15 protein-coding genes and 1 pseudogene are annotated in these 11,009 nt (G+C 68.8%); all 16 read right to left on the bottom strand.

Features of this window, described 5'->3' with window-relative positions:
- Nucleotides 1–149: 149 nt before the first annotated feature.
- Nucleotides 150–596, bottom strand: a complete 447-nt coding sequence (locus ACV530_RS31595) for a MarR family winged helix-turn-helix transcriptional regulator (protein WP_494336101.1) — start codon at nucleotides 594–596, stop codon at nucleotides 150–152.
- Nucleotides 597–734: 138 nt separating this feature from the next.
- Nucleotides 735–1,952 (bottom strand): sulfotransferase family protein, encoded by a 1,218-nt coding sequence (locus tag ACV530_RS31590; RefSeq protein WP_494336100.1) that lies wholly within the window; start codon nucleotides 1,950–1,952, stop codon nucleotides 735–737.
- A gap of 193 nt (nucleotides 1,953–2,145) precedes the next feature.
- Entirely contained in the window at nucleotides 2,146–2,568 is a 423-nt protein-coding gene (locus ACV530_RS31585; protein WP_494336099.1) for a MarR family winged helix-turn-helix transcriptional regulator, read from the bottom strand.
- On the bottom strand, nucleotides 2,549–3,199 hold the full coding sequence (locus tag ACV530_RS31580; protein ID WP_494336098.1) for a DsbA family oxidoreductase: 651 nt from the start codon (nucleotides 3,197–3,199) through the stop codon (nucleotides 2,549–2,551). The genes ACV530_RS31585 and ACV530_RS31580 overlap by 20 nt, the downstream gene beginning before the upstream one ends.
- 39 nt (nucleotides 3,200–3,238) lie before the next feature.
- Entirely contained in the window at nucleotides 3,239–3,742 is a 504-nt protein-coding gene (locus tag ACV530_RS31575; protein ID WP_494336097.1) for a nucleoside deaminase, read from the bottom strand.
- Between the two features lie 79 nt (nucleotides 3,743–3,821).
- Entirely contained in the window at nucleotides 3,822–4,040 is a 219-nt protein-coding gene (locus ACV530_RS31570) for a DUF6253 family protein (protein WP_494336096.1), read from the bottom strand.
- Nucleotides 4,041–4,047: 7 nt separating this feature from the next.
- The gene (locus tag ACV530_RS31565) at nucleotides 4,048–4,848 is read right to left on the bottom strand and encodes a maleate cis-trans isomerase family protein (protein ID WP_494336095.1); all 801 of its coding nucleotides are present in this window, start codon (nucleotides 4,846–4,848) and stop codon (nucleotides 4,048–4,050) included.
- Nucleotides 4,849–4,920: 72 nt separating this feature from the next.
- Complete coding sequence (locus ACV530_RS31560; RefSeq protein WP_494336094.1) at nucleotides 4,921–5,625, bottom strand: transglutaminase-like domain-containing protein; 705 nt, start codon at nucleotides 5,623–5,625, stop codon at nucleotides 4,921–4,923.
- A 43-nt stretch (nucleotides 5,626–5,668) separates the two neighbouring features.
- The gene (locus ACV530_RS31555; RefSeq protein ID WP_494336093.1) at nucleotides 5,669–6,808 is read right to left on the bottom strand and encodes an acyl-CoA dehydrogenase family protein; all 1,140 of its coding nucleotides are present in this window, start codon (nucleotides 6,806–6,808) and stop codon (nucleotides 5,669–5,671) included.
- 76 nt (nucleotides 6,809–6,884) lie between these two features.
- Entirely contained in the window at nucleotides 6,885–7,259 is a 375-nt protein-coding gene (locus tag ACV530_RS31550) for an ectoine synthase (RefSeq protein WP_494336092.1), read from the bottom strand.
- Nucleotides 7,260–7,313: 54 nt separating this feature from the next.
- On the bottom strand, nucleotides 7,314–7,574 hold the full coding sequence (locus ACV530_RS31545) for an acyl carrier protein (protein WP_494336091.1): 261 nt from the start codon (nucleotides 7,572–7,574) through the stop codon (nucleotides 7,314–7,316).
- Nucleotides 7,571–9,082 carry an AMP-binding protein gene (locus tag ACV530_RS31540; RefSeq protein ID WP_494336090.1) on the bottom strand — a complete coding sequence of 504 codons (1,512 nt, stop codon included), beginning with the start codon at nucleotides 9,080–9,082 and terminating at the stop codon, nucleotides 7,571–7,573. The genes ACV530_RS31545 and ACV530_RS31540 overlap by 4 nt, the downstream gene beginning before the upstream one ends.
- A gap of 163 nt (nucleotides 9,083–9,245) precedes the next feature.
- Nucleotides 9,246–9,566 (bottom strand): DMT family transporter, encoded by a 321-nt coding sequence (locus ACV530_RS31535; protein WP_494336089.1) that lies wholly within the window; start codon nucleotides 9,564–9,566, stop codon nucleotides 9,246–9,248.
- A 67-nt stretch (nucleotides 9,567–9,633) separates the two neighbouring features.
- The gene (locus tag ACV530_RS31530; protein WP_494336088.1) at nucleotides 9,634–10,263 is read right to left on the bottom strand and encodes a DsbA family oxidoreductase; all 630 of its coding nucleotides are present in this window, start codon (nucleotides 10,261–10,263) and stop codon (nucleotides 9,634–9,636) included.
- Between the two features lie 27 nt (nucleotides 10,264–10,290).
- A complete protein-coding gene (locus tag ACV530_RS31525) occupies nucleotides 10,291–10,674 on the bottom strand; it encodes a DMT family transporter (protein WP_494336087.1) in 384 nt (127 codons plus the stop codon).
- A 156-nt stretch (nucleotides 10,675–10,830) separates the two neighbouring features.
- Nucleotides 10,831–11,009: pseudogene (locus tag ACV530_RS31520) on the bottom strand (type I glutamate--ammonia ligase); the annotation flags it as partial.

Here is an 11,009-nt window from a genome sequence, read left to right as displayed (position 1 = left end):
CCACGGACCTTTCCTTGCACAAGAACGTACCTCCCAACCGGTTTTTTATCCAGAGGGTGGGAGAGAAAAGAACATGAACAGCAAAAGGCCGGTTCCCGGCGCGAGTTCGCCGGGAACCGGCCTTGGCCGGGGTGTGCTCTGTACTGCTGTTACGCCTCCTGGCCGCCGCGCAGCAGTGCCACGAGGGCCGTCGTCCGCTCGTCGAGCGCGGCGACGTCGAGTGCGGCGGCGAAGTCCTGCTCGAAGGTCTCCGAGGCCTCGTCGACCAGTTCCCTGCCGTGCGGGGTGATACGGGCGTACGTGGCGCGGCGGTCCGTCTCCGAGATCACGCGGTGGGCCAGTTCGCCGCCCTCGAGCCGGCCCATCAGCCGGCTCACGGTGGACGGGTTCACGCCGATGGCCTCCGCGAGGTCCTGCATGCGCAGCCCGTCCTCACGGGCCTCGGCGAGGGCGGACAGGGCCATGTGCTCGAGCGGCGTGACCCCGTGGCGGCGCAGCATGCGCTTCTCGAGCGTGCTGCCGACCTGGCCGGTCAGTATGGCCAGCTGCCGGTAGAGGTCGAGTCCGGTATGGAGGGCGGTGTCCGATGCCGTCATGTCCTTCGTCTCCCTGCCTGGACGTCTGCTGCACACCCCGTCTGGACATGCTAATGCTGTTGCAAGCATTCATCATGCCCTGCGAAGGGAATGTCCTGGCAAAGAGAGCAGCTGGGTGGGGGTGCGGTTCCGGCCGGTTCACACTCCGTACCGGGTGCGGTAGGCGGTGAGGCGGCCGGCGAGCGCGCGGCGGCTGATGCCGAACTCCTCGGTGCCGAAGGGTTTGCCCCTCCGGGCGGCCGCGGCGGTGCGGGCGGCGAGGTTCAGCACGTTCCGCTCGACCACGGGGGTCTGCTCGAGGCCGAGGAAGGCCAGGGCCTCGCGTACGGTCGCGGCGGGGTCGTCCGTCAGGTCGTGGTGGCGGATGTCGAGGACGCGGCCCGGGGGCAGGCGGCGCAGCGCGCTTTCCGCGCCCGTCAGGTGCCGTACCGTCCGCGCGGCCCACTCGCGGCCCGTCTCGTGCGGGTCGGCGGGTGCGGAGAGCGCGGCGCGCAGGGTGTGGCTGATTCCCGCCGTGGTGGCGGCGACCCGGGCCGGGTCGCGGTGCACCCGGATGACCGTGGCCTGCGGATAGACGTCGAGAAGCTCCGGCAGGTGACGGGCGTGGAAGGGGTCGCGCAGCAGGAGCGCCGAGCCGGGGATGCGGTGGGCGACGGCCTGGAGCTGCTCGCGGTGGAAGCGGTAGGCCTCCGTCATGGGGTGCTCCTCGAGCCGGTCCGCGTACGCCGGGACGCGCCAGGCCAGGGCGGTCGCCGGGCTCTGGAAGGCGTTGCCGAGCAGCCAGGAGCAGCTGCCGGGCCGGGTCGCCTCGCGCAGCAGGCCCGCCGGACGGCCGGTGAGCAGGCGGCGCGTGCCGCCCGCCACGGCGCGGCCCCGCTGGATCAGGCCGCGGAACTCGCACGGTTCGGCCGCGGGGGCGGCCGGCTCGTGCAGCTCCCAGAGGGCCGGTGCGTCCACTCCGGGGTGCTCGGCCAGCAGGTTGTGCAGTAACGCGGCGCCGCTGCCTGGCAGTCCGGTGATGAACGAGGGTGCGGGCCGCACGGCGGTGACGGCGGGGTCGCCCAGCGGCAGCAGGCGCAGCTGGGCCTGGCGGGCGAGGGCCGCGCGCAGCCTGGCCCGGACCACGACGAGACCGACGGGTGTGAGGCGGCCCTCGTGGTTGAGGGATGCGACGAGCCGCTCGAGCTCGGGCAGGAAGCGGGTGGAGCAGCCGCCGGGGGTCCGGGCCGCGCTCTGGACCAGCTCGTCCAAGTCGAGGGACCAGCCGGTGCGTTCGGGCCGGATGACCACGTGCGGTGCGGTGCGCGTCGTGCCTCTCGCTGCCTGACGTTCGGTGCTGATGCTGTACGCGGCCATCGCCACCCCATTTGTCGCCACAGGAGAAGACCTGTCCAACTGGCTTGTCCGTAAAGACTATACCAGACAACCGGTTTGTTTTTGAAGAGGAACGACAACACGAGCGTCGGGAGCATCGGGAGGAGGGAACGCCGCAGCGCCCCCGACGGTCCCTTCCTCCCGTCGGGGGCGCTTGCCCGCCGCATCATCGGCGTCACGCGGCTCCTGCGGCCATCGCACCACCTCCTTCCCCGCAGGGCAGTGCCGAGAGGACCGAGGTCAGGGCTCTCTCGAACGTCTCGGAGGCCTGGACCGCCAGTTCGCGGCCCGCGCGGGTGGGTGTGGCGTAGGTGGTGCGCCGGTCGCGCTTGCCCAACTGCCGGTCCGCCAGGCCGCAGTGCTCCAGTCGCGTCAGCAGTCTGCTCACCGTCGACTGGGTCAGCCCTATCGTCTCGGCCAGCTGCTGCATGCGCAGCCGTTGCCCGCCGGCCTCCACGAGTGCGGTCAGTGCGAAGAAGTCGGACAGGCCCATGCCGTGCCGGCGGAGCATCGTCCTCTCGATCGCGTGGGTGACTCGGCCGGTGAACAGGATCCGTTCACGCCAGCAGGTGGCCTGGTCAGCATCCGTCGATTCCACAGGTGGCACCCCACTCTTCCTCGGTGAGGGCCGCCTGTTCGGCTTTCGCGGCCTCGATGGCGGTGCGGAGCTGTGCGGGGTGCGGCACCCCCTCGATGCGGTGGGTGCCGCCGATGATGAGCGTGGGCACGCTCTGGATGAGGTTCTGCTCCGCTATGGCCAGCGCCTTGCGGTGCGCCTCGGCGTACGTGCCCTGCTCGAGTGCCGTGCGGAACTCATCGGCAGGCAACCCGAGTTCGGCCGCCAGCTCGGTGAGTACGTCGATCTCCCCGATGTCACGGTTCTCCTGGAAGAAGGCCCGCAGCATCCGAGGCGTGTACTCCGAGGCAAGCCCGTGCTCCTTCGCGAACTGATAGCCCTCGAAGGCCAGCCGGGTGTACGGCTGGGGCGAGACGTCGGGCAGCTTCATGTCCACCTTCATGCGCTTCGCCATGGGGTAGACAGCCCGCTGCCAGATCGTCTGCAGGTACTCGCCCTCGGGGTGCAGCGTCGGAACCGGGTGCGGGCGCAGTTCGAACGGCATCCATTCGATGGCGACGTCCTCGTCCGCGGTCGCCTTGCGCAGCGGCTCCTCGGCCAGCATGCAGAACGGGCAGACGTAATCGGACCAGACCTTGATGTGCACCGTCATGCGGTCGGCTCCTTCCTGGTACGTACGGTGGTGAATGGGTCATCGGTACAAGCGGGCTCCCCGCCATTCGTCGAAGGGGCGCTCCGCGCCCTCGACGGGGAGCGAGGTCACCTTGAGGTGCCATCGGGTGGGGTCGGTCGCGAAGATCCGGTACGAGTCGGAGTAGTCGAAGCCGCCCCGCGCCGCCATGTGACGGTCGGCGGCGAAGACGATGTGGGCGACGCCGAAGTAGAGGGACGCCATGTAGCACAGGGCGCAGGGCTCGCCCGAGGCGATGAGCGTCGAGCCGGCCACGGCGTGGATGCCGTGCTGCTTGGCCGCGGCCCGCAGCGCGACGATCTCCGCGTGCGCGGTCGGATCGCGGTCCTCGGACACGGTGTTCACTCCCGTGCCGAGTACCTCCCCCCTGCGCCCGATCACCAGGCCGGTGAAAGGGATGCCGCCGCGGGCCACATGCTTGGAGGAGAGCTCGACCGCTTTCTGCACATGAGCGACGAGTTGCGGGTCGGTGCCCGGGGGGAACGAGGGGGAGGGCGTGGTCATCGGGTACGACTCCCTTGGGAGAGTGGCAGGTTGGAGTGGGGGGGGGCGGAGTGGGGGGCGGAGTGGTTCGAAGGAGGGGTCAGCCCACGGCGTGGAGCCTGCGCTCCACGGGTTCGGCGGCGGACCGGTAGCGCAGGAAGCCCTGCAGCCGCTCGGCCCTGTGCAGTGCCCCTTTGTGCAGCACCATGCCGTAGACGCATGAGGCGTCCTCGCGCCAGCAGATCAGCGGCTCGGTGTACCGGTCGCCTTCGCGGGTCATGAACAGGGCGACGTAGCCGTCGGCGGGAAGCAGGGCCATGGCGGGCCTACCTCGGCCGGGGGCTTGCGTCGAAGAGCCGCCCGTAGGACGTGACGTCCTTGGCCGCGTCCGCGGCGCCGCCCTCGTGCAGGGCGTGCCAGAAGAGCACCTGGTTCGCGGTCAGGACGGAGAAGTCCAGTTCCTCCTCCAGCCCGGCGATGACTCCGACGGCGCGGATGCCGTTGCCCGCGACGAGCACGGCGTCGGGACGGGACGAGGCCACTTCGGTGCGTATCCAGCCGGAGAGCGCCTCGGGGGTGATCTCCTTCTGGTTGCTCGGCAGTCCACAGGGGCCGTGGTGGACGACGTGCAGGCCCTGGTCGGTGAAGTACTTGGCGCCCAGTGCGGACAACTCCTCGTCGAACCACGGCGGGTTGACCAGGGCGAGCCGCTCGGCGCCGAGCGCCCGGAGGCCCGCGACGGCCGCGGTCGTGGTGCCCACCAGCGGGATCCCGCGGGTCCGGGCGGCCAGCCGGTCGTACAGCTCCTGCTCGCCCTTGGGGCCGAGGACGTACGAGGAACTGGTGAAGCCCAGCGCGATCACGTCGATGGGCGAGGCCGCGAGGAGCTCGGTGGCGTTGTCCACGTGCGGCGGCTCGACGAAGGAGTGGACCGGGGCGTGCGGGATCTTGGGGTCCATCTCGCCGCCCGGACGCATGGCCTCGAAGACGAGCCGCGAGCCGTGGATGAACACGTCCTCGGGCGCCATCGCCTGGAGCTCGGACTCGGGGCCGACGTCCGCGTGCGGCACCACGACGCCGACCCGGGCCCGGGCACGCCAGCCGTCGATGGGGGTGGTGTTGCTCATGGCTCCTCCTGAGGGAATGCGGGGACTTGGGCTACGGGGTTCCTACGGGGTTGCTGGAGGGTCGCTCCGGGATCACGGCGCCTCGGCGGACAGCGAGCCGCCCCCGACGGTGCCGTCGCCGTTGAGGAACCGGGGGTGCTTGCGGCGCATGTTGGTCATCACGTAGTCGTAGGGCAGGTCGTCGAACTCGCCGTGCATGTACAGGAATTCCATGGTCTTCTGGGCGGCGGCCTCGGTCTCGGCCTCGTCGGCGTCGAAGGGGTGGTAGAGGCTGTCACCGGTGCCGTCGAACTCGAGGGGGGTCATGCCGTAGAGCCGGCACAGCAGCTTGTTGAAGACCGGCGTGGCCTTCATCCAGCGGCCGCCGAGGTAGACCGAGGTCAGGCCGTGGAAGAAGACATCGCCGCCGATGTGCTGCTTGAGGCGGTCGGAGGCGAGGTGGTTGCGCACGTCGCCGTAGACCAGCCGGCTGGGTATGCCCACCGCGCGCACCGCGGCCGCGTAGAGGATCGACTTGTGCAGGCAGAAGCCCTGACCGCCGGTGGCGATGGAGCTGGCGCGCAGCCCGTCGCGGGACAGGTCGGCTCCGTAGACCTCGTAGAAGACGTTGTCGCGGACGCCGTAGTACAGCTGGATGGCCTTCTGCACCGGCGAGGCGTCGTGGTCGGTGACCCAACGGTTCACGAATTCCTGGACCTCGTAGGAGTCGTGGTCGAGGAAGTCGGTCGACCGCAGCAGGTGATCGTAGGCGTTGGGGTGCTCGACGGCAGTGGTCATGGCGCGTCCTTCCAAGGGTCGGTGGGGGAGAACAACAGCCCGGTCAGAGGCCGAGCATGGCGGCGATGCGGTTGCGCTGGATCTCGGACGTGCCCGAGTAGATGGTCCCGGCGAGGGCGTTGCGCACGTCCTTCTCGATGCCGTGGTCGGTGAGGTAGCCGTAGCCGCCGAAGATCTGCAGGGCCGCGAGGGCGGTGGCCTTGTTGGCCTCGCTCACGGTGATCTTCGTGGCGGCGACGTCGATCGTGCTGTCCTTGTTGGCTTCGACCTTCTCCGCGGTGTCGTAGAGCCACTTGCGGGCGGTCTCCACCGCGATCTTCATGTCCACGAGCTTGTGCGACACGGCCTGGAAGCCGCCGATGGGCTGGCCGAACTGCTCGCGGCTCTTGGCGTAGGCGAGGCACCGCCCGAGCCGGTGCTCCATCTCGCCGAGGTTGATGCTGAAGGAGAAGAGGATCTCCCGCTTCATCACATAGTCGAGGATGAGGAATCCGGCGCCCGGGGAGCCCAGCATCTGGCTCGCCGGCACCCGCAGGTCGTCGAAGAACACCTCGGCCAGCGGCGAACTGCGCAGCCCCATCTTCTTGATGTTCTCCCCGACCCGCAGTCCGGGGGTGTCGCGCTCGACGAGGAAGACGCTGAGCCCGAACGGGCTGCCGGCCTCGCCGGTGCGCACGTACAGCAGGAAGACATCGGCGATCGTGGCGTTGCTGATGAACATCTTGGAGCCGTTGATGACGTAGTCGTCACCGTCCTTGACGGCGACCGACCGGATGTTCATGGCGTCCGAGCCGTGCTCCGGTTCGGTGATCGCGTGCGCGCCGATCAGGCTGCCGTCCAGGATCCGGGGGAGAAAGCGGTCCTTGAGCTCCTGCGAGCCGAAGCGCTGGAGCGGGATGCCGGTGGAGACGATCTGGGTGGAGGCCGAGAAGTTCAGGCCCGCGTCCCGCGAGAAGCGGCCGAGCCCCTCGAGCGCGTACATCGTGGTCGGCAGCGACTGGCCGAGGCCGCCCCACTCCGTGCCGAACGGGACGCCCAGCAGGCCGGATTGCCGGATCGTCTTCCACTTGTCGTAGGGGAATTCCTGCTGCTCGTCCCACTCGAGGTGGCCCTCGTTCAGCTCGTCCGCGAGGGGGGCGATCAGATTGTGGAGGCGCTCCTGCTCCTCTGACCACTTGATCATGTCGGGTGTTCTCCGCTCTTCCGCGTCGCTGCTGGATGGAGGGGCGCCGGCCGGAGCGGCCGGCGCCCGGGGGAACTCAGTACCGCGAGAAGCCGTCCTCGCTGAGCGAGTGCACCTCGTCACCGCGCAGCGCCGGGGCGAAGGCGCACACCAGACGGAAGTCCTCGTCGTCCGAGGCGATCAGGTGGTGGGCGTCGTGGTTGTCGAGGGCGTACATCGTGCCCGCGGTGATCTCGATGCGCTTGCCGTCAACGGTCTCCACCGCGCCGCTGCCGGAGATGCAGTAGCAGGCCTCCAGGTGCTGCTGGTACTGGAGCTTGGAGGTGGTGCCCTTGTAGACGACGGTGTCGGTCAGGGAGTACCCCATGCCGTCGGCCTCGGTCAGGAAGCGGCGGCTCAGGCCGTTGCCCCACTCGACGTCCTTCACCTCGGTCAGGCTACGAATGATCATTTCGTGCTCTCCTTGTCAGCTGTGGTGCGGAGTCAAAGGGATGGGAAACGGTGTTCAGCGCGCCGCCGCCGGGGACTTCGCCCCCGCGACGAAGTCCGCAATGGCCTCCACGGAACGGAAGTTGTCCGCGGCGATCGGGATGTCGTCGAGCGGCAGCTCGAACGTCTCGGAGACCCAGGAGATGACCCGGATCAGACCCAGGCTGTCGATCACTCCGTTGCCGACGAGGTCGTAGTCGGCGGCCAGTTCGGAGGGGTCGATGTCCGGGAGGAACTGGGAGGTGATGAACTCGGTGATACGGCCTGCGATGCTCATGCTGACTTCCTCTCCATCATCATCTGGTTCTTGATCAGGTTGCGGTCGGGCTTCCCGGTGGCCGTGCGCGGCAGTGGTGCGTCGCCGACCGCGAACGAACCGGGGATCGCCGGGCGGGGGAGCGCCCACGAGCAATAGGTGCGCAGCACCAGGCTGTTGAGCGTGGAGCGCTGTTTGCGCTGGACGACGGCGTGCAGTTTGACGCCGGCCAGCTCGTCGGGGATGGCAACGACGGCTGCCTCGCGCACATCCGGGTGGCCGAGGATGACCTGCTCGACCTCCTGCATGTTGGTCCGCACACCGCGGACCTTCACATGGAAGTCGTTGCGGCCCTCCAGGACGAAGGCACCGTCCTCGCGCCGGGTGACCATGTCACCGGTGCGGTAGTAGACGCCGGGGGGCGCGTCTTCGGGATCGGTGACGAACACCCCCTCGTTACGGGCGGTTTCGAGGTAGCCCGTGGTCTGGAAGGGGGTCGAGACCAGCAGCTCGCCGGTGCCCTGGCCCTCGATGGGCCGGCCGTCCTCGTCCAGCAGGAGGGCGATGACGCCAGGCAGCGGGCGGCCGATGGGGATCTTCTCGTTGGGGGCGAGCCGTTCGACGTCGACCTCGTGGATCAGGCTGTCGTTGGTCTCGGTGCACCCGAAGAGGTTGTGGAAGCGGGCGCCGGGGAACAGTGCGGCCAGTCGCTCCAGCAGCGCGTGCGGCATGGCGTCGCCGGTGAAGACGACGTGCCGGGCGCTCTTGAGGACGAGCCCCTCGGCCTCGGCCGCCTCGGCCAGCAGCCGGAAGAACATCGGCACGGCCTGGACGAGCTCGACGTCGTTCTCCTCGAACAGGCCTCGCAGATAGGCCGCGTCCGTCGCCCGGTCCTGGTCCACCAGGACGACGCACCCGCCGGCGCCGAGCGTGGACCACACGTCCAGCAGCGACAGATCGAAGTTGAGCGGGGCGAAGCTGAGGACGACGCTGTCGGGCCCGGTGCCGAACTGCTCCGCGCCCCAGGCGAGGAAGTTGTCGACGGACGTCATCGGCAGCGGGACGATCTTGGGGGTCCCGGTGGAGCCCGAGGTGGTGAGGAAGAGCGCCGCCCGGTCGGCCGGGGGCAGGACGAACCCGTCGGCGCTCGCGGTGCTCTCCACGGGCCGGGCCGTGACGGTGGCCGGGCCTCCGGACTCCTGCGTGACCGTGAGGATGTGGGAACACGACGCCTGCCGGCCCAGTGTGCCCAGCACGTCCTCGCCGAGCTCGGGCGAGGGGAGCAGGATCTGCCGCTGCTCCATCAGGAGCGCGATCACCAGGGCGATGGCGGCGGGGGACTTCTTGACGGACACGGCGACCGGTCCGTCGGCGGACAGTCCCAGATCCGCCAGCTGGGTGCGCAGGCCGCGGGCGGTCTCCAGCAGTTGCCCGTAGCTGACGCGGTCCTGGTGGAAGACGAGAGCGGTGGCATCCGGTCGTAGCTTCGCCTGTTCGGCGAGGCGGTTGAGGAACCCTTGTGAGGGCATGGTCTCCTCGCTTTCGGTGGGGAAGAGAACGCTCGGGTGAAGAAGGGGAGTTGGGGGAGGAAGGAGTGGGGGAGGGGGCTGGGCGCCCCGGCTGCCGGCGGGGGAACCTGTCAGCCGGGGGCCCGTCCTGGGTGGCCTGGCGCCGATGTGCCGGTGGCGTTGCTCAGACGCCCGCCGCCAGCTTCAGGCCGATGATGCCGCCGATGATGGCGAGGAAGCAGACGACCTTCTCCTTGGTGATCTTCTCCTTGAAGATCACCGAACCGAGGAGGACGGTGCCGACGGATCCGATGCCCGTCCAGATCGCGTAGCCGACGCCGACGTCCAGCGTCCGCAGCGAGAGGCTCAGGGTGTAGATCCCGCCGGCGGCGGCGAGCAGGGTGAAGACCGAGGGCCACAGTCGGGTGAAGCCCTTGGTGGCGTTGGTGCCGAGCGCGAAGGCGACTTCGAACACGGAGGCGATGAGCAGCCAGATCCAGGCCATGACAGGGGTTCTCCTTGGGAGTTCGGGTGCGGGGGACGCGGAAAGCGGCGGAAAGGCGGCGGGCGGTTCAGGCTGCCGAGAGTGATGCCGGTGTCTCGAGGGCGATCACCTCGTCGATGACCTTGGCGAGGAAGGCGCGTTGCGGCATTCCTTCGACCTTGGTGCGCCCTTCCCCGATGAAGATGGTGGGGACGGTCGTGATGCCGAGGTCTTCGTGTGCGTGGCGCAGGATCCGCTGGTGGGTCTCGTGGTAGCGGCCGGTCTCGAGCGCGGTCCGGTACTCCGGGGCGTCCAGGCCGAGTTCGGCGGCCAGTTCGGTGAGGACGCCGACATCGCCGATGTCGCGTTCTTCGACGAAGAAGGCCGTCAGTATGCGCTCGTTGTACTCGGTGCCCTTGCCGTGCTCGAGGGCGAACTGGTAGCCCTCGAAGGCGAGTCGGCTGTAGGGCTGCGGCGACACGTCCGGCAGCACGATCGGCATCTCCATGCGTGCGGCCAGCGGGTAGACCACGTTCTTCCAGATGGTCTGGAGATAGTCACCCTCGACCAGCAGAGTCGGTGTCGGTTCCGGACGCAGTTCGTAAGGGTGCCAGCTGATCTCCACGTTTTTGCCCTCGGTCGCCTGGTCGAGGACCTTCTTGGCGAGGAGGCAGAACGGGCAGACGTAGTCGGACCAGATCTCGATCTTCAGAGGCATGACATCCCCCCATCGGTCGCGGGCCGGTCAGCGGGCGGCCGCGGGGGCGGGCTCGGGCATGGTGGCTTCGGCGGTGGAAGCCTCCGCCGTCGCCTTCCGGTCGACGAGCTTGAGGCCGATGATCCCGCCGAGGATGACGACGAAGCAGATCACCTTGGCGAGGGTCAGCGACTCGCCGAAGATCACGGCGCCGAGGAGGACGGTGCCGACGGATCCGATGCCTGTCCAGATCGCGTAACCCACGCCCACGTCCAGTGTCTTGAGCGCGAGGCTGAGGAAGAAGATGCCTCCGGCTGCCGCCCCTGCCGTCAGCAGGGACGGGCCGAGCTTGGTGAAGCCCTCGGTGGCATTGGTGGCGAGGGCGAAGACCACCTCGAAGACCGAGGCGATGAGCAAGTAGATCCAGGCCATGCCCGTACATCCTTCCCGATTGATTGCTTGCGCAAGCGATGCTTGTGTCAGCAATAGTGATGGGCGAACGGGTGCGCGTCAAGCCATCGGAGGGGTGAAGACGGAATCTCTTCGGCGGGGCGCCCACGCCGTGCGCGAAGGCGCCCCGGGGCGGGCTCAGATGTCGAAGTAGAGCTCGAACTCGTGCGGGTGGGGCCGCAGTTGCATCGGCGCGATCTCATTCGTGCGCTTGTAGTCGATCCAGGTTTCGATGAGGTCGGCGGTGAAGACGCCGCCTGCCTGGAGGTATTCGTTGTCGTTCTCGAGGGCTTCGAGGACGGCGGGGAGGCTGGTGG

Source organism: Streptomyces sp. SX-6 (assembly GCF_059089585.1).
The sequence above is the reverse complement of the archived record's forward strand: the minus strand, read 5'-3'. Positions and strand labels throughout refer to the sequence as shown.